We start from the raw sequence: 16,630 nt of genomic DNA on the forward strand, positions 1-16,630 counted from the left end.
GATATCGACCGTGCAGCAGGCGATCGAGAAGATGGAGCTCGACAGCTGGAGGAGGCGACAAGGCCAAGGCCCAGGAGGCCTTGGCCGAGCAGCGCCAGGGCACCCTGCGCATCGCCAGCGTCGTGGTGGTGGTGATCGTGCTGCTGCTGGCGGGCGGCGCGCTGATGCTGACACGCTCGATCCAGCGGCCGCTGACCCAGGCCATACAGGTGGCCGATCGGATTGCCGCGGGCGACCTCAGCACCCGCGTGCAGCTCACGCAGGCCGATGAGTTCGGCCACCTGCTGCGGGCACTGGAAAGAATGGCCCAGCAGCTGAGCAGCGTGGTCGGCGAGGTGGCCCAGCGCAGCGCCGCTGCCGCGCGGGAGATCAAGACACTGATCGGGGCCTCGGTCGAGCGGGTCGAGTCGGGCGCCGGCCTGGTGACGCAGACCGGTGCGGTAATGGAGGAGATCGTCAGCAGCGTCAAGCGGGTCACCGACCCGATCGGCGAGATTGCCTCGGCGGCGACCGAGCAGCGCGACGGCATCGCGCAGGTCAATGTAGCGGTGAGCAATCTCGACCAGATGACGCAGCAGAACGCGGCGCTGGTGGAGCAGTCAGCAGCGGCCGCGCAGTCGCTGCGCGAGCAGGCTCAGCGGCTGGCCGAGGTGGTGTCGGTGTTCAAGGTTTAGCGCCCTCGGCCTCGGCCTGGGCACGCAGCCGCGCATTCACGTAAGCCCCCTGCGGCACATGCAGCAGGTCGGCCACACGCCACAGCACATGGCGCTCGTGCTCGTTGAGGTGCCCGTCGGCATAGGCGACGCGCCACATGTGCTCGATCATGCGCAGCCGTTGCGGCATCTCGAACCGCTCCTTGATGCGCGAGGTGAAGCTGAACAGATCGGTGGAGGCCTTGGCCGTGACCTCGGCCAGTTCGGCCAGGCGTGCCGCCTCGTCATCGGCAAGGCCGAACTTGTCGCGCAAGGCAGCCAGCACCGCCTCGCGCTCGCCGGCATGGAAGCTGGCGTCGGCACGCATCACCTCGACCAGCATCACCGCCGTGGCCAGTTGCAGCAGATGCTCATCATTGGCAGGACCGGCGCCCGCTCCGGGCGGCATCAGGCTGTCGAACAGGTCTTTGAGGGTTTTCAGCATGGGCCCATGATGGCATGACCTTCGGTCCAAGACATCACCCCGCCTTGGCGTCCCATCCTGACGCAGGCGCACCGCGATGGTGCCCTCCTGCACCTCTTGCTCGGTGCAAGTTTGCCCACAAAGCGGCGGCAATCAAAAAAAAAGCCCCAGGCTTGTGACCTGAGGCTTGAATCCACTCTAGAGGCAGTGGAGGAGACAACTGAAGATGAGCAGATTTAGCAGCTTCCGTGCCAGGTCTGAACCCCTCCGGCCTCAGGCGCCCGCACCCGCCAGCTGATCGTCACCCCGGCTGGGCACCAACGAGGGCCGGCCGACGATCAGCGGGTCCACCGGGCCTAGCGACGTCAGGTCCTTGGCGCCGTAGGGCATGCGGTGCAGCAGATAGCGCAGGGCGTTGAGCCGAGCGCGCTTCTTGCAGTCGCTCTTGATCACCGTCCAGGGCGCGTCAGAGGTGTCGCAGTGCAGGAACATCGCCTCCTTGGCGCGCGTGTAATCGTCCCATTTGTCGAGCGAGGCCAGATCGATCGGACTCAGCTTCCATTGCTTGAGCGGGTGCAGCTTGCGCTCCTTGAAGCGACGACGCTGCTCCTCCCGGCTGACCGAGAACCAGAACTTGAACAGGTGCACGCCACTGCGCACCAGATGGCGCTCGAACTCGGGCGTCTGGCGCATGAACTCGTCATATTCGGCGTCCGAGCAGAAGCCCATCACCCGTTCCACGCCGGAGCGGTTGTACCAGCTGCGGTCAAACAGAACGATCTCGCCGCGCGTCGGCAGATGCTGGATATAGCGCTGGAAGTACCACTGGCCGCGCTCGACCTCGCTGGGCTTCTCCAGCGCCACAACCCGGGCGCCGCGCGGGTTGAGGTGCTCCATCAGGCGCTTGATCGTGCCGCCCTTGCCTGCGGCATCGCGGCCCTCGAACAGGATCACCACCCGGGCGCCGGTTTCCTTGACCCAGGCCTGCAGCTTCAGCAACTCGACCTGCAGCCGGTACTTCTGCCGCTCGTAGCTGCGGCGTGACAGCAGGTTCTGGTACGGATAGCGCCCGTCGCGCCAGCCGGGGGCCAGGTCGGTGTCAGGGTCAATGCCGTCGGCCGGCTTGGGTTCGCGCTCGAACAGCACCCGCTTGAGCGCCTTCACGTCGTCGGGCGAGGCCCCTGCCATCAAGGTCTTCAGCTCCGCCAGCACGGCACCCGGCTTGTCGCCGACGGCATGACCGGCCAGCACATCGGACAGGGCCATGGCCTGCTCGGTGCGAGCGCCTGTGGTGGCGCGCGAAATGGTGTCGGCCTCGATATCGCGTCGGCGCCGCAGGGGCGCGGTGTCGCCAGCGGCCACCGATCTCGCCCTCACCCGGGGCCGGGCCTTGGGCTTGAGCTGGGGGCTGGAATCGGTCGGTGTTCTGGCCATGCATGACTCCTGTGACAAGCAGATGAAGCTGTCATGATCTCGCCACAGCAGCCCCTCCTGTGTTGAGCCAAATCAAGCCCGGCGGCCGGCATGGCCCATGAAGCGACACAGCCACGTTCGCAATAGCTGACAGCCGATGTCAGCTATTTGTGGCAGGCTGCCCTCATGCAAGCCAGCCGCCTTCTGTCCATCCTGCTCAAGCTGCAAACGCAGGGACGGCTATCGGCCGCGGCGCTGGCCGAGGCCTTCGAGGTCTCGGTGCGGACGATTTACCGTGACATCGACGCGCTCAGCGCCGCCGGTGTGCCCATCTATGCCGACAAGGGCCGCCATGGCGGCTTTGCGCTGCGCGATGGCTATCACACGCGACTCACCGGGCTGGACCGGCCCGAGGCGCAAAGCCTCTTTCTGTCCGGCGTGCCCTTCGCAGCCGATCAGCTGGGATTGGGCGGTGCGCTGGACTCGACCCGGCTGAAGCTGCTGGCCGCCCTGCCCGAGGCGGCGCGGCAGGAGGCCGAAAAGGTGGCCTCGCGCTTCCACCTCGACCCGGTGGCCTGGTATCAGGGGCCGGATGAGCAGGGCCTGCTGCCCGAACTGGCGGCGGCCGTGTGGCTGCAGCGCGGCGTGGAGATGCGCTATGACAGCTGGAAGGGCCTGGTGGAGCGGGACGTGGCGCCGCTGGGCCTGGTGCTCAAGGGGGGGCTCTGGTACTTCGTGGCCGCCACCGAAGAACGGGCGCGCACCTACCGCGTGGCCAGCATCGTGGCGCTGACGGTGCAGGACAGCCCGGCTCCGCCACCGCCCGCCGGCTTCGAGCTGAAGCGCTACTGGGAGGCCTTCGCCCGCGACTTCGAAGCTCGGATGCAGGCCGCAAGCGCGGTGGTGCGGGCGCGGCCCGCAGGTCTGCGCGAGCTGGCCCGGCAGAGTCATGCAATTGCCCGGGCGGTCGCCGCGGCGCAGCCGCCCGATGCCGAGGGCTGGCAGCGCCTGCGCATCCCTATCGAGTCGGTCGAGGCGGCGGTGGGCCAGTTGCTGCGCCTGGGGCCGGATGTCGAGGCGCTGGAGCCGCCCGAGCTGCGCACGGCCCTGCGACAGGCCGTTTTGAACCTGAATGGGCTCTACGGCGAATAGCTGACCTTCGATGTCAGCATTGGCGGCGCAGCATCCAGGCTCCACAAACTAGAGGAGCTTTCATGGACAACGCCACCGTCACCGAAGTTCAACGCCGCACTGTGCTGCAACTGGCCGCCGGATTGGCTACCGCCGGATCAGCCGCGCTGAACACGGTCAGGGCCGCCGCAATCGCCCCCACGCCCACCGGCAAGCCCGGCGACTTCGACTTCCTGAGCGGCCACTGGAAGATCAAGAACCGCCGCCTGAAGGACGGCGCCTGGGACGAGTTCGACAGCGAGGCCAGTGTCCACGCCATCCTGGGCGGGGTCATCAGCGTCGAGGAGTTGCGCATTCCGGCCCGCAACTTCAGCGGCATGGGCCTGCGCATGCTCGATGTCGAGCGCAAGCTCTGGGCCGATTACTGGGTCAACGGCAAGAGCGGCGTGCTCGCGCCACCGCCGGCATGGGGCAGCTTTGTCGACGGCCGCGGCACCTGGGACAGTGATGAGACCGACGCCGACAAGCCCATCATCGTGCGCGGCGTCTGGGACCAGATCACGCCCACATCCTGCCGCTGGTTCCAGGCGGTGTCGCGCGACGATGGCAAGACCTGGCAGGAGAACTGGGTGATGCACTGGACGCGGGCTTGAGGCTCGCGCTCGGCCTCCTGTCGGCGGCCACTATTCGCCCTTCAACACGCGCCGGTACCCGCCCAACATCAACAGACCCAAGCCCATGAAGCCCCAAGTCGCTGGTTCGGGTACCGACGACACCGTCAAGGTTGAGGGTGCGTTGAAGGTCTGCAAGGTCGTGTCGTACACCCCAGGCTTCCATAGAGCAAGCTGGTCAAAGTAGAAGATCGGTCCGCCGCTACCCCAATCGAAAAGAAACACCATCTCGCCTGGGACTCCCGAGTGGCCAGAAGCCATCGCGTCAACATGCACATCGACGCCAACGCAGGCACGATACGCGGTGCTGCAACTCAGCATGTTGTCGACCGGCACCGAGTAGTCCGCCAAGAGTGGAGTTTCGAGAAGGTAGCTGAATGTGACGGGTACAACGTCGCGCACGCCGTTTTTGTCAATGTCGAGCGTGGCCTGCCCAACAAAGTCGTAGCGCAGTGCTGCTTGAGCGATGCATGCATTGCCAAGCAAGAGCATCAACCCCAAAGACTTCTTCAAATTGCTCAAAACATCCTCCCTCTTCAGGATCTATTCGTTCAATGTCAAATCTTCGCGAGCAAACCCCTAGCGCAGCACAACTGCACAGGCATTTGATCGCACAAAGGCATCCTGACCCGTCTGAGTCGCGTGGGCCATTTGGACATACCCTAGCCGCATGACCGAGGGTCAGTCCTTGTTGCGCTCAAATCAGAGCGAGGCGGTGCTGGCGAGTACGCTTGCTTCGGGTAATGTCGGTCGGTATGCGACCCCAGACTTCCGCTAGGCTCTCCCCATGAAACCTCTACCCCTGCGCCTGCTCCCCGGTGACGATCTGCGCGCCGCGCTGCAGCGCGTGCTGCAGGCCCAGGGTTGCCAGGCGGCCTTTGTGTTGTCCGGCATAGGCAGCCTGTCGCAGACGCGCTTGCGGCTGGCCGGTGCCGATGACTTCCTCGCGATTGACGGCGAGGTCGAAATCCTGACCCTGGCCGGCAGCCTGTCGCCCGACGGCGTGCACCTGCATATGAGCGTGGCAGATGCCACCGGCCGTGTGGTCGGTGGGCATGTGACGGCAGGATGCAAGGTACGCACGACGGCCGAGGTCTTGCTGGCGCTGCTGCCGAGCTGGCAGTTCGCACGCGAGTTCGATGCCGCCACCGGCTATGCCGAGTTGCGAATCGGCCCGCGTGATTGATATCCGAAGTGAGCCCCCTGTTTGCGGGGTTACCGGCCCGGCACGCAGTTCTTAGGATGGGGTTTGCCGAGCCTATCGCTCACCCACTGCGTCAGGAGACCCCCATGAAGCCCACTCGCCTCGCCCTCATCCTGGCGCTCAGCCTCGCCGCCTCGGCACAGGCCGCACCGCTGACCAACGGCAGCCTGGAGTCCGGCGCCGCCGGCTTCATCCAGTCGGTGAACAGCGGCAACACGGCTAATAGCTGGACCGTCAGCCTGGCCAATATCGAGTATGTGAAGGCTGGCTATGCCAGCAGTGGCGATGTCGTCGGCCCGGCCCAGGACGGCGACTGGTTTGTGGACCTGAACGGCACCCAGGGCCCCGGCCGCATCAGCCAGAGCTTCGATACCGTCGCCGGCCAGTGGTACCGGATCGACTACTACATATCCGGCAATGCCGGGCCCAATGGCAGCACCAGCGGCGGCAGCAAGACCTTGAACGCGCTGTGGAATGGTGGCGTGGCCGACAGCGCCAGCTACCTGCACCAGGTGGGCGACAAATGGAGCAACAACCGCTGGGAGGCCCATTCCTTCCTGGCGCAGGCGGTGGGCGCCAGCAGCACGCTGGGCTTCCAGAGCACCTCGTTCACCTATTCGGCGGCAGGCCCCTTCATCGACGCGATCACCGTCACCGCCGTGCCCGAGCCCGGCACCTATGCACTGATGCTGGTTGGCCTGGGCCTGATTGGCTTCGCCAAGCGCCGCCGCGGCTGAACACCAAGGTCCGACAAGGCAAACGGCCGCACTGCCCTGGGGGCAATGCGGCCGTTGTACGTTCAGACGGTCGAAGGCGGCTGAAAGCGGTTCAGCGCACCTTGCCATCCTTCCAGGCATTGAGCAGCTTGTCATAGGCGATCGTCTCGCCCTTGGGCTTTTCATTCGCCAGCTTGGCCCAGGGCGCGCCCTTGTCGGAGAGCCACTTCTTGGCGTCTTCCTTCTTGTTCAGCTTGGGCGGGCATTGCGCCATGCCGGCGCGCTCCAGGCGGCTCATCACCTGGTCCATTTCCTCGGCCAGAGTGTCCATCGCGCCCTGGGGCGTCTTCTCGCCGGTGACGGCCTGGGCCACGTTCTTCCACCACAGCTGGGCCAGCTTCGGATAGTCGGGAACGTTGGTGCCGGTGGGCGTCCAGGCCACACGGGCCGGGCTGCGATAGAACTCGACCAGGCCGCCCAGCTTGGGCGCCATGTCCGTCATCGCCTTGGAGCGGATGTCGGACTCGCGGATCGGCGTCAGGCCGACGATGGTCTTCTTCAGCGAGGTCGTCTTGGCGGTGACGAACTGGGCGTAGAGCCAGGCCGCGGCCACCTTGTTGGCGTCATGGTCCTTGAAGAAGGTCCAGGAGCCCACGTCCTGGTAGCCGTTCTGCATGCCCTGCTTCCAGTACGGGCCGTTGGGGCCGGGGGCCATGCGCCACTTCGGTGTGCCGTCGGCATTGACGACCGGCAGGCCGGCCTTGGTCATGTCGGCGGTGAAGGCGGTGTACCAGAAGATCTGCTGCGCGATCTGGCCCTGGGCGGGTACCGGGCCGGCCTCGCCGAAGGTCATGCCCGAGGCTTCCTTCGGTGCGTACTTCTTCATCCAGTCCACATACTTGGTCAGCGCATAGACGGCCGCCGGCGAGTTGGTCGCGCCGCCGCGGCTGACCGAGGCGCCGACCGGCGTGCACTTGTCGGCCGCGACGCGAATGCCCCATTCATCGACCGGCATGCCGTTGGGGATGCCGATGTCGGCGGTGCCGGCCATCGACAACCAGGCATCGGTGAAACGCCAGCCCAGGCTCGGGTCCTTCTTGCCGTAGTCCATATGGCCATAGATCGGCTTGCCGTCAATCGTCTTGACGTCTTCGCTGAAGAAGGCGGCGATGTCTTCATAGGCGCTCCAGTTCAGCGGCACGCCCAGGTCATAGCCGTACTTGGCCTTGAACTTGGTCTTCAGGTCCTCGCGGGCGAACAGATCGGCACGGAACCAGTACAGATTGGCGAACTGCTGGTCGGGCAGCTGGTAGAGCTTGCCGTCCGGCGCCGTGGTGAAGCTGGTGCCGATGAAGTCCTTGATGTCCAGCCCGGGATTGGTCCACTCCTTGCCTGCGCCGGCCATATAGTCGGTCAGGTTCATGATCTTGCCGTAGCGGTAGTGCGTGCCGATCAGGTCGGAGTCGCTGATCCAGCCGTCATAGATGGACTTGCCCGACTGCATCGAGGTCTGCAGCTTCTCGACCACGTCGCCTTCCTGGATCAGGTCGTGCTTGACCTTGATACCGGTGATCTCGGTGAAGGCCTTGGCCAGCGTCTTGCTCTCGTACTCGTGCGTGGTGATGGTCTCGGACACGACCGAGATCTCCTTCACGCCCTTGGCCTGCAGCTTCTTGGCCGCCTCGATGAACCACTTCATCTCGGCGATCTGCTGGTCCTTGGTCAGGGTCGAGGGCTGGAACTCGCTGTCCACCCACTTCTTGGCTTCCGCCTCGCCGGCCCATGCATGGCCCGCCACCGCGCACGCGGCCGCCAGGGCCAGTGCTGTGTAGTGCATCTTCATGTGTCTCGTCTCCTGTTGTCTGTCATGCGCTTCCCCCGGGTGCAGCGAGGATTCCACGGCCCCGGGGAAGCACCGGGCCGGATTCCTTTTGTATTTATCCGCGTCGCATCACGAAGGCCAGGGCAAACATCGACAGCACGAAGCTGATCCAGATGCTGGGCTCCTGCTCCAGCCCGAACCAAGCCATGAACTTGCCGGCCAGGCCAATGAAGATCAGATTGATATAGGCCGCCGTCAGCAGCCCCACAAAGAGCCGGTCACCGCGCGTCGTCTGCATGGGCAGAAAGCCCTTGCGCATCGTCGTCGGCGACTTGATTTCCCACACCGTCATGCCAATCAGCATCAGCACGATGCAGCTGAAGAACACGGCGACCGGTGTCGTCCAAACCATCCAGTCAAACACAAATACCTCCAATCAGTTGAGGACAGAGCTTGCTGCGCAAGGTCTGTCCCACAAAGTCTTCAGACACGCCCCATCGCAAAGCCCTTGGCGATGTAATGCCGGACGAACCAGATCACGATCGCACCGGGAACAATCGTCAGCACCCCAGCGGCTGCAAGCGTTGCCCAGTCCATGCCCGAGGCCGAGACCGTGCGCGTCATCGTCGCCACGATGGGCTTGGCATTGACGCTGGTCAGGGTGCGGGCCAGCAGCAACTCCACCCACGAGAACATGAAGCAGAAGAAGACCGCCACGCCAACCCCGGCCTTGATCAGTGGCAGGAAGATGGTCAGGAAGAAGCGCGGGAAGGAGTAGCCGTCGATATACGCCGTCTCGTCGATCTCACGCGGAATGCCGCTCATGAAACCTTCCAGAATCCACACCGCCAGCGGCACATTGAACAGCAGATGGGCCAGGGCCACGGCGATATGCGTGTCCATCAGCCCCAGGGTCGAATAGAGCTGGAAGAAGGGCAAGAGGAAGACGGCCGGCGGCGTCATCCGGTTCGTCAGCAGCCAGAAGAACACATGCTTGTCGCCCAGGAATGAATAGCGCGAGAAGGCATAGGCCGCCGGCAGGGCCACGGTGATGGAGATCACACAGTTGATGGCCACATAGGTCAGGCTGTTCAGATAGCCCGAGTACCAGGAGGCATCGGTGAAGATGGTCTTGTAGTTGTCCCAGGTGAAGTGCTGCGGGAAGAACGAGAAGCTGGACAGGATCTCCGCATTCGTCTTGAAGCTCATGTTCACCATCCAGTAGATGGGCAACAGTGCGAAGACGATGTAGCAGAACAGAAAGATCGTCCGCTTTTGGAAGGGCTGCTTAACCATGGCTGGCCTCCGTCTTGTCGGCCGTGCCCACCGCCTGCATCCAGTTGTAGAGCATGAAGCACAGCAACAGAATGATCAGGAAGTAGATCAGCGAGAAGGCTGCGGCCGGGCCTAGGTCGAACTGGCCGACCGCCTTTTGCGTCAGGTACTGCGACAGAAAGGTCGTCGCATTGCCGGGCCCGCCGCCGGTCAGCACAAAGGGCTCGGTGTAGATCATGAAGCTGTCCATGAAACGCAGGAGCACGGCAATCATCAGCACGCCGCGCATCTTGGGCAGTTGGATGTAGCGGAACACGGCGAATTTCGACGCGCCGTCGATGCGAGCCGCCTGGTAGTAGGCATCGGGTATCGAGCGCAAGCCGGCGTAGCCCAGCAGCGCCACCAGCGGCGTCCAGTGCCAGACGTCCATCAACAGCACGGTCAGCCAGGCATGCAGCGCATTGCCGGTGTAGCTGTAGTCGAAGCCCAGCTTTTGCAGGGTGGCCCCCATCAGGCCGATGTCGGCGCGGCCGAAGATCTGCCAGATCGTGCCCACCACGTTCCATGGGATCAACAGCGACAGCGCCACGATCACCAGCACGACCGAGGCCTTCCAGCCCTGGGCGGGCATGGACAGCGCCAGCATGACGCCCAGCGGAATCTCCACCGCCAGCACCGAGCAGGAGAACACCATCTGCCGCCACAGCGCCTCATGCAGGTCCTGGTCGCGCATCACAGCGGCAAACCATTCGGTGCCGACGAAGACGCGGCGCTCGGGCGAGATGATGTCCTGCACCGAGTAGTTGACGACGGTCATCAAGGGCAGGATGGCCGAGAAGGCCACGCAAAGAAACACCGGCAGAATCAACCACCACGCCTTCTGGTTGACCGGCTTGGTAGTCATGTCTGCCCCTCGTCTGCGGCGTACCGCATCCGATCCCCCGAGGGGATCTCGCCCGCCTTGGGGCGGCCCGGCGTCGGGCTCGCAATCGTGCTCATGCCAGCAACTCCTCATTCTTGTAAAAGCAGCTGTGCGTGCCCAGCACCTGGAACCAGGCCTGCTCGCCGGCCTTGGGCTGGGCCTGATCGGGCGCCAGCCGCGCCTTCAGCACCTGTTCACCGATGCGGGCCGTCACCAGCACATAGGTGCCGATGTCCTGCACCTGGGTCACCTGCACCGGCAACGAACCCGGCGCCCCGGCGGCGGTCAGCGCCACATACTCGGGGCGCACGCCCAGCTTCAGATCGCCCTCCGGCAGATGCAGGCCCTTGTCCAGGGCCAGGAATTGACCGGCAATCTGCAGCTGGCCGTTCTTGGCGATGACGGGCAGGAAGTTCATGCCCGGCGAGCCGATGAAGTGGCCGACGAAGGTGTGCTGCGGCCGCTCGAACAGCGCCTCGGCGCTGCCCACCTGGACGGCGCGGCCGCGAGTCATCACCACCACCTGGTCGGCGAAGGTCAGCGCCTCGACCTGGTCATGGGTGACGTAGATCAAAGTCAGCTTCAGCTCGTGGTGGATCTGCTTGAGCTTGCGGCGCAGCTGCCATTTCAGGTGCGGATCAATCACCGTCAGCGGCTCGTCGAACAGCACGGCCGAGACATCGGAGCGCACCAGGCCGCGCCCCAGGCTGATCTTCTGCTTGGCGTCGGCGCTGAGGTTGGCGGCGCGCTGGTCCAGCTGGCCACTCATCTCCAGCATCTCGGCAATCACGCCGACGCGCTGCTTGATCTGTGCCTCCGGCACCTTGCGATTGCGCAGCGGGAAGGCGAGATTCTCGGCCACCGTCATCGTGTCGTAGATCACCGGGAACTGGAACACCTGGGCGATATTGCGCGCCTGCGGTGACGAAGCGGTGACATCAACCCCGTCGAACTTCACCGTGCCATGCGAGGGCTGCAGCAGGCCCGACATGATGTTGAGCATCGTCGTCTTGCCGCAGCCCGAGGGGCCCAGCAGCGCATAGGCACCGCCATCGGCAAACGTCATCTTCAGCGGCAGCAAGGCGTAGTCGCTGTCTTCCTTCGGGTTGGGCCCATAGGCATGGGCCAGGTCCAGATCAATGCGTGCCATCAGCGCTGCCCTCCCTTCTTCGGTGCCAGGAGCAGATCGCCCTGGGCATCGAACACATAGACCTGCGCCGGATTCAGGTGCAGGGTCAGCGCCGCGCCAAGGTCAAAGAAGTGCACGCCGGTCAGTTGAGCCACCACTTCGCCCACCGCGGTGGACAGGTGGACGAAGGTATCGGAGCCGGATATCTCGGCCAACTCGACATGGCCGTCAAGTGCCATGTCGCCCGGCGCTGCGGTCAGGCGTAGCGCGCTGGCACGCACGCCCAGGGTCAGTGCTTGCGAACCGGCCGTCGGCACATCGATATTCAAGACCGCGCCGGACTTCAGGCGCAGGCCCTCGTTCTGACGGGTGGCCGCGAGCAGATTCATCGGCGGGTCGCTGAAGGCCCGCGCCACGCGCAGCGATTTCGGGAAGTGGAAGACCTCGGCCGTCGGCCCGTACTGCAGCAGCTCGCCGGCGTCCATCACCGCCGTGTAGCCGCCCAGCAGCAGAGCCTCGCCCGGCTCGGTGGTGGCGTAGATCACGGTCGAGTCGCTGGCGGCGAACAGCTGCGTCAGCTCCTCGCGCAATTCCTCGCGCAGCTTGTAGTCGAGGTTGACCAAGGGCTCGTCCAGCAACATCAGCGGCGCGCCCTTGGCCAGCGCGCGGGCCAGGGCCACGCGCTGCTGCTGGCCGCCGGACAGCTCGGCCGGCAGGCGCTGCAGAAACATCTCGATATGCAGCTTGGCGGCCAGCTCCTGCACGCGGGCGGCAACGTTCTTGTCGCCGCGCAGCTTCATCGGCGAGGCAATGTTGTCGGCCACCGTCATCGCCGGGTAGTTGATGAACTGCTGATAGACCATGGCCACATTGCGCTCGCGCACCGGCATGCCGGTGACATCGACGCCATCGACACTGACCGTGCCATGGCTGGGCACATCCAGTCCGGCCATGATGCGCATCAGGCTGGTCTTGCCGGCCTGGGTCGCGCCCAGCAGCACGGTCACCGCGCCGGGCACGGGCTCCAGGCTCATGTCGTACAGCCAGGTGGCGGGGCCGACCTTTTTGCTGATGCCTTGCAGATTCAGATGCATGGCTGCTGCTTCGAACGCGTCACGCGGCCGCTCCTTGGTTTGATAGGGTCATCCATTGCCTCACGGCCTCGCGCTGGGCTTCCGTGTAGTGCAGGCCCAGCTTGGAGCGACGCCACAACACATCGTCGGCGCTGCTCACCCATTCCTCGCGCTGCAGATAGTGCAGCTCGATTTCGTACAGGCCCGGGGCCACCTCTTGCCCAAGATCGGCAAGCGACTGGGATGCGGCGATCAGATGGTCGATGCGCGAGCCATAGGCCCGTGCCCACCGGCGCGCCACATCGGCCGGCAGCCAGGGATGGCGCGTTTGGACGGCGGCCACAAAGCGCTCGAAGTCGGTGTCAGGCCGCTGCGCCGCGCCGATCCAACCGGACAGGTCGCCGCCGGGCAGAAACGCACCCTGTGTCCAGGCCGCGCGGCGCTGGCCCAGCATGTCACCGAGCAGATCGGCGGCGTCTTCGGCCAGCTTGCGGAAGGTGGTGATCTTGCCGCCCCAGACGCTCAGTAGCGGCGCGCCGTCGCGCTGCGGCTCGAGCAGATAGTCGCGGGTCACCGCCGACGGATCGCCCGAGGCATCGTCCAGCAGCGGGCGCACGCCGGCATAGCTCCAAACCACATCGTCATTGCTGATCGGCTGCTTGAAGTAGCGCGAGGCCTGCTCGCACAAGTACGCCTGCTCGTCGGCGGCAATGCGCGCCACGCCGGGGTCGCCCTGCAGCTCGACGTCGGTGGTGCCTATCAGCGTGAAGTCGCGCTCGTAGGGGATCGCGAAGATGATGCGCTTGTCGGGGTTCTGGAAGATGTAGGCGTGGTCATGCTCGAAGGCGCGCTTGACGATGATGTGGCTGCCCTTGACCAGGCGCAGGCTCTTGGTGGCCAGTGTCTCGCCTCGCGCCGGCCGCGCCACGCCGCGCAGGAATGACTCGGCCCAGGGGCCGGCGGCATTGACCAGCGCTCGGGCACGGACGGTTCTCTTGTTTCCCTGAGCATTCTGCAAGGTGGCCGTCCAGCCCTCGGCATCGCGCTGCGCCTCGACGCAGGCGGTGCGCGTCAGTATGGTCGCGCCATGGCGTTGCGCGTCCAGCGCGTTCAGCAGCACCAGGCGGGCGTCGTCCACCCAGCCATCGGAATAGACAAAGCCCCGTGTGTATTGCGACTTCAGCGGCGCGCCCAGCGGGCTGCTGCGCAGATCGACGCCATTGGAGCCCGGCAGCACCTCGCGGCGGGCCAGATGGTCGTACATGAACAGGCCGATGCGGATCATCCAGGCCGGGCGCATCGCCGCGTCATGGGGCATCACGAAACGCAGCGGCCACATGATGTGGGGTGCGCTCTTCAGCAGCACCTCGCGCTCCTGCAAGGCCTTGCGCACCAGCGAGAACTCGTAGTACTCGAGATAGCGCAGCCCGCCGTGTATCAGCTTGGTCGAGGACGACGAGGTGTGCGAGGCCAGGTCGTCGCGCTCGACCAGCAAGACCTTCCAGCCCCGGCCGGCCATGTCACGGGCGATGCCTGCGCCATTGATGCCGCCGCCGACGACAAGCACGTCGTAGGCATCGGGCGCGGTGGGCTGTGGGTCGAGTTGGGCACTCAAGGGCTGTCTCCGTAGCGAATTTTGGTTCGCTATTGTGTTCTTCTTTTTTCTTTTTAACTCCTTTTGGTTCGTTTTATCGCAGGGTTTTCCCTCGATGTGATTCGTTTCGGTTCGCTTTAGGCTAGCCAACAAACCAAAACGGTGCGTCCGGCCCCGCTCCGCGGCCCCCTACACTCTCGTTCCATGATTCCCAATCCCCGTCAGAACGACCTGCTGCAGGAGGTACGCGCCCGCGGTTCGGTCAGCGTCGAGGCGCTGGCCGAGAAGTTCGGCGTGACCCTGCAGACGGTGCGCCGCGATGTGCAGCGCATGGCCGAGGCCGGCCTGGTGGCGCGCTTTCACGGCGGTGTGCGCGTGCCGTCCAGCACCACCGAGAACATTGCCTATCGCCAGCGTCAGGCGCTGCAGGCCGATGGCAAGGCGCGCATCGCCAAGGCGATCGCGGCGCGCATTCCGGCCGGCAGCTCGCTGTTCCTGAACCTGGGCACGACCACCGAGGCGGTGGCCCGCGAGCTGCTGCACCACAAGGGCCTGCGCGTCATCACCAACAACCTGAATGTGGCCACCATCCTCAGCGACAACACCGATTGCGAGCTGGTGATGGTGGGTGGCACGGTGCGCGCCCGCGACCGCGGCGTGGTTGGCGAGGCGGCGGTGGACTTCATCCGCCAGTTCAAGGTGGACATCGGCCTGGTCGGCATCTCGGGCATAGAGGCCGACGGCACCCTGCGCGACTTCGACTACCGCGAGGTGATGGTGGCCCGCGCCATCATCGAACACTCGCGCCAGGTCTGGCTGGCCGCCGACCACAGCAAATTCAACCGCCCGGCCATGGCCGAGGTGGCGCAGCTGCAACAGCTGGACCTCTTGATCACCGACGAGGCGCCGCCGGAGCCCTTCCCTGCCCTGCTCAATGATGCAGGGGTGGAGCTGGTCGTTGCCGATTGAACGGATCGCTCCCGGATTGCATCCGGGCTACAACTGACCCGTAGCCCGGATGCAATCCGGGGCCATACCGCCACAAGAACCGCCCACGGAGACCCTGATGACCTATCTCCTCGCCCTCGACCAAGGCACGTCCAGCTCCCGCTCCATCGTGTTCGACGCCCAAGGCCATATCGTCGCGATGGCGCAACGCGAGTTCCGCCAGATCTTCCCGCAGCCGGGCTGGGTCGAGCACGACGCGACGGAAATCTGGCACAGCCAGCTGGCCACGGCGCGCGAGGTGCTGACCAAGGCCGGGCTGAAGGCCGGCGATATCCACGCCCTGGGCATCACCAACCAGCGCGAAACCACTGTGGTGTGGAGTCGCAAGACCGGCCTGCCCATCTATTCGGCAATCGTCTGGCAGGACCGCCGCGCCGAGCCCACCTGCGCGGCGCTGCGCGAACAGGGCCTGACCCCGGTGGTGCAGCGCAAGACCGGCCTCGTCATCGACGCCTATTTCTCCGGCACCAAGCTCAAGTGGATTCTCGACAACGTGGCCGGCGCCCGCGAGCAGGCGGCGCGCGGCGAGCTGGCCTTCGGCACGATCGACTCCTGGCTGGTCTGGCAGCTGACGAATGGCCAGGTCCATGCCACCGATGTCAGCAATGCCTCGCGCACGATGCTGTTCAATGTGCACAGCAACGAATGGGATGCCGAGCTGCTGCAGGCGCTGGACATTCCGCCCGAGGTGCTGCCCGCAGTCCACCCATCCGCCCACGACTTCGGCCGCGTGGCCGCCGAGCATCTGGGCGGCGAGATCGAGATAGGCGGCATTGCCGGCGACCAGCAATCGGCCCTGTTCGGCCAGGCCTGCTTCAAGGCCGGCATGGCCAAGAACACCTATGGCACCGGCTGCTTCATGCTGATGCACACCGGCGCGCAGTTCCAGAGCTCGGGCAATGGGTTGATCACCACCAGCGCGGCGCAGGCCTCGCGCACGCCCGAGTTCGCGCTGGAGGGCAGCGTCTTCATCGGCGGCGCCGTCGTGCAGTGGCTGCGCGATGGTCTTCAAGCGATCAAGGGCAGCGGCGAGGTGCAGGGCCTGGCCGAAAGCGTGCCCGATGCCGGCGGCGTGATGTTCGTGCCGGCCTTCACCGGCCTGGGCGCGCCCTACTGGAATGCCGAGGCGCGCGGAACAATCGTCGGCCTGACCCGCGGCTCCACCGTCGCCCACATTGCTCGCGCCGCGCTGGAATCGATCGCCTTCCAGAGCGCAGCCCTGTTGCTGGCGATGAGCCGTGATGCGGTGGCGGCCGGCGGCGCACCGGTATCTGAGCTGCGCGTCGATGGCGGCGCCTGCGTCAACAACCTGCTGATGCAGTTCCAGGCTGATCTGCTGGGCATTCCGGTGGTGCGACCCAAGGTGATAGAGACCACCGCGCTGGGCGCGGCCTATCTGGCCGGCCTGTCGACCGGGCTGTACGGCAATCTGGACGAGCTGAGCCGCCACTGGCAGGCCGAGCGGGTGTTCCACCCGACGATGCCGCGCGAGCGCGCGCAGGAGCTGATGGCGCAGTGGGAGCGCGCCGTGCGGCAGACCACGGCAACCTGAGGCC

17 protein-coding genes are annotated in these 16,630 nt (G+C 65.3%); 7 read left to right on the plus strand and 10 right to left on the minus strand.

Translation table 11 applies throughout. The features are described 5' to 3' along the window. The first annotated feature begins 164 nt into the window (after nucleotides 1-164). Nucleotides 165-674: a HAMP domain-containing protein gene (locus tag DES47_RS24745; RefSeq protein ID WP_243748455.1), complete on the plus strand. Its 510-nt coding sequence runs from the start codon at nucleotides 165-167 to the stop codon at nucleotides 672-674. On the opposite strand, the gene DES47_RS24750 is transcribed toward DES47_RS24745, so the two are convergent. Together DES47_RS24750 and ppk2 are read right to left on the minus strand one after the other, a co-directional pair. Next, nucleotides 664-1,137: a tellurite resistance TerB family protein gene (locus tag DES47_RS24750; RefSeq protein ID WP_133703456.1), complete on the minus strand. Its 474-nt coding sequence runs from the start codon at nucleotides 1,135-1,137 to the stop codon at nucleotides 664-666. The two genes, DES47_RS24745 and DES47_RS24750, sit on opposite strands and share 11 nt — an antisense overlap. 252 nt (nucleotides 1,138-1,389) lie before the next feature. Continuing rightward, nucleotides 1,390-2,550, minus strand: a complete 1,161-nt coding sequence (gene ppk2, locus DES47_RS24755) for a polyphosphate kinase 2 (RefSeq protein WP_133703457.1) — start codon at nucleotides 2,548-2,550, stop codon at nucleotides 1,390-1,392. Nucleotides 2,551-2,715: 165 nt separating this feature from the next. On the opposite strand from ppk2, the gene DES47_RS24760 reads away from it, so the two are divergent. Next, nucleotides 2,716-3,681, plus strand: a complete 966-nt coding sequence (locus DES47_RS24760) for a helix-turn-helix transcriptional regulator (protein WP_133703458.1) — start codon at nucleotides 2,716-2,718, stop codon at nucleotides 3,679-3,681. 62 nt (nucleotides 3,682-3,743) lie between these two features. Then, nucleotides 3,744-4,313 carry a hypothetical protein gene (locus tag DES47_RS24765; RefSeq protein WP_133703459.1) on the plus strand — a complete coding sequence of 190 codons (570 nt, stop codon included), beginning with the start codon at nucleotides 3,744-3,746 and terminating at the stop codon, nucleotides 4,311-4,313. A gap of 30 nt (nucleotides 4,314-4,343) precedes the next feature. Here DES47_RS24765 and DES47_RS24770 read toward each other — a convergent pair whose 3' ends face one another. Further along, nucleotides 4,344-4,853, minus strand: a complete 510-nt coding sequence (locus DES47_RS24770) for a PEP-CTERM sorting domain-containing protein (protein ID WP_133703460.1) — start codon at nucleotides 4,851-4,853, stop codon at nucleotides 4,344-4,346. A 265-nt stretch (nucleotides 4,854-5,118) separates the two neighbouring features. On the opposite strand from DES47_RS24770, the gene DES47_RS24775 reads away from it, so the two are divergent. Both DES47_RS24775 and DES47_RS24780 read left to right on the plus strand, forming a co-directional pair. Beyond that, nucleotides 5,119-5,517 carry a PPC domain-containing DNA-binding protein gene (locus tag DES47_RS24775; protein ID WP_133703461.1) on the plus strand — a complete coding sequence of 133 codons (399 nt, stop codon included), beginning with the start codon at nucleotides 5,119-5,121 and terminating at the stop codon, nucleotides 5,515-5,517. 104 nt (nucleotides 5,518-5,621) lie between these two features. Continuing rightward, nucleotides 5,622-6,272: a DUF642 domain-containing protein gene (locus tag DES47_RS24780; RefSeq protein ID WP_166652158.1), complete on the plus strand. Its 651-nt coding sequence runs from the start codon at nucleotides 5,622-5,624 to the stop codon at nucleotides 6,270-6,272. Nucleotides 6,273-6,363: 91 nt separating this feature from the next. On the opposite strand, the gene DES47_RS24785 is transcribed toward DES47_RS24780, so the two are convergent. The 7 genes from DES47_RS24785 to glpD all read right to left on the minus strand — a co-directional run bounded on the left by DES47_RS24785 (nucleotide 6,364) and on the right by glpD (nucleotide 14,087). Continuing rightward, nucleotides 6,364-8,094, minus strand: a complete 1,731-nt coding sequence (locus tag DES47_RS24785) for an ABC transporter substrate-binding protein (protein ID WP_133703463.1) — start codon at nucleotides 8,092-8,094, stop codon at nucleotides 6,364-6,366. Between the two features lie 94 nt (nucleotides 8,095-8,188). After that, entirely contained in the window at nucleotides 8,189-8,497 is a 309-nt protein-coding gene (locus DES47_RS24790; protein ID WP_133703464.1) for a DUF2160 domain-containing protein, read from the minus strand. Nucleotides 8,498-8,556: 59 nt separating this feature from the next. Then, the gene (locus DES47_RS24795) at nucleotides 8,557-9,369 is read right to left on the minus strand and encodes a carbohydrate ABC transporter permease (RefSeq protein ID WP_133703465.1); all 813 of its coding nucleotides are present in this window, start codon (nucleotides 9,367-9,369) and stop codon (nucleotides 8,557-8,559) included. Beyond that, nucleotides 9,362-10,252 (minus strand): carbohydrate ABC transporter permease, encoded by an 891-nt coding sequence (locus tag DES47_RS24800; RefSeq protein WP_133703466.1) that lies wholly within the window; start codon nucleotides 10,250-10,252, stop codon nucleotides 9,362-9,364. The genes DES47_RS24795 and DES47_RS24800 overlap by 8 nt, the downstream gene beginning before the upstream one ends. 91 nt (nucleotides 10,253-10,343) lie before the next feature. After that, complete coding sequence (locus DES47_RS24805; RefSeq protein ID WP_133703467.1) at nucleotides 10,344-11,420, minus strand: ABC transporter ATP-binding protein; 1,077 nt, start codon at nucleotides 11,418-11,420, stop codon at nucleotides 10,344-10,346. After that, nucleotides 11,420-12,493, minus strand: coding sequence for an ABC transporter ATP-binding protein (locus DES47_RS24810; protein WP_133703468.1), 1,074 nt, complete (start codon nucleotides 12,491-12,493; stop codon nucleotides 11,420-11,422). Before DES47_RS24810 ends, DES47_RS24805 begins: the two co-directional genes overlap by 1 nt. 19 nt (nucleotides 12,494-12,512) lie before the next feature. Then, nucleotides 12,513-14,087 carry a glycerol-3-phosphate dehydrogenase gene (gene glpD, locus DES47_RS24815; RefSeq protein ID WP_208115111.1) on the minus strand — a complete coding sequence of 525 codons (1,575 nt, stop codon included), beginning with the start codon at nucleotides 14,085-14,087 and terminating at the stop codon, nucleotides 12,513-12,515. 183 nt (nucleotides 14,088-14,270) lie between these two features. Here glpD and DES47_RS24820 point away from each other — a divergent pair, with 183 nt between their 5' ends. Further along, on the plus strand, nucleotides 14,271-15,035 hold the full coding sequence (locus DES47_RS24820) for a DeoR/GlpR family DNA-binding transcription regulator (RefSeq protein ID WP_133703469.1): 765 nt from the start codon (nucleotides 14,271-14,273) through the stop codon (nucleotides 15,033-15,035). Nucleotides 15,036-15,132: 97 nt separating this feature from the next. Then, a complete protein-coding gene (glpK, locus tag DES47_RS24825) occupies nucleotides 15,133-16,626 on the plus strand; it encodes a glycerol kinase GlpK (protein ID WP_133703470.1) in 1,494 nt (497 codons plus the stop codon). Nucleotides 16,627-16,630 lie beyond the last annotated feature (4 nt).

Source organism: Roseateles toxinivorans (genome assembly GCF_004362525.1).
In the GTDB taxonomy this organism is placed as follows: Bacteria; Pseudomonadota; Gammaproteobacteria; order Burkholderiales; family Burkholderiaceae_C; genus Paucibacter; species Paucibacter toxinivorans.

What these genes read in the sequence shown, in the direction of transcription:
- ppk2 (WP_133703457.1), bottom strand. Translation starts at nt 2,550, where the DNA reads ATGGCCAGAACACCGACCGATTCCAGCCCCCAGCTCAAGCCCAAGGCC.
- DES47_RS24780 (WP_166652158.1), top strand. Translation starts at nt 5,622, where the DNA reads ATGAAGCCCACTCGCCTCGCCCTCATCCTGGCGCTCAGCCTCGCCGCC.
- DES47_RS24765 (WP_133703459.1), top strand. Translation starts at nt 3,744, where the DNA reads ATGGACAACGCCACCGTCACCGAAGTTCAACGCCGCACTGTGCTGCAA.
- DES47_RS24820 (WP_133703469.1), top strand. Translation starts at nt 14,271, where the DNA reads ATGATTCCCAATCCCCGTCAGAACGACCTGCTGCAGGAGGTACGCGCC.
- DES47_RS24805 (WP_133703467.1), bottom strand. Translation starts at nt 11,420, where the DNA reads ATGGCACGCATTGATCTGGACCTGGCCCATGCCTATGGGCCCAACCCG.
- DES47_RS24750 (WP_133703456.1), bottom strand. Translation starts at nt 1,137, where the DNA reads ATGCTGAAAACCCTCAAAGACCTGTTCGACAGCCTGATGCCGCCCGGA.
- glpK (WP_133703470.1), top strand. Translation starts at nt 15,133, where the DNA reads ATGACCTATCTCCTCGCCCTCGACCAAGGCACGTCCAGCTCCCGCTCC.
- DES47_RS24810 (WP_133703468.1), bottom strand. Translation starts at nt 12,493, where the DNA reads ATGCATCTGAATCTGCAAGGCATCAGCAAAAAGGTCGGCCCCGCCACC.
- DES47_RS24795 (WP_133703465.1), bottom strand. Translation starts at nt 9,369, where the DNA reads ATGGTTAAGCAGCCCTTCCAAAAGCGGACGATCTTTCTGTTCTGCTAC.
- DES47_RS24800 (WP_133703466.1), bottom strand. Translation starts at nt 10,252, where the DNA reads ATGACTACCAAGCCGGTCAACCAGAAGGCGTGGTGGTTGATTCTGCCG.
- DES47_RS24745 (WP_243748455.1), top strand. Translation starts at nt 165, where the DNA reads ATGCTGACACGCTCGATCCAGCGGCCGCTGACCCAGGCCATACAGGTG.
- DES47_RS24775 (WP_133703461.1), top strand. Translation starts at nt 5,119, where the DNA reads ATGAAACCTCTACCCCTGCGCCTGCTCCCCGGTGACGATCTGCGCGCC.
- DES47_RS24760 (WP_133703458.1), top strand. Translation starts at nt 2,716, where the DNA reads ATGCAAGCCAGCCGCCTTCTGTCCATCCTGCTCAAGCTGCAAACGCAG.
- DES47_RS24785 (WP_133703463.1), bottom strand. Translation starts at nt 8,094, where the DNA reads ATGAAGATGCACTACACAGCACTGGCCCTGGCGGCCGCGTGCGCGGTG.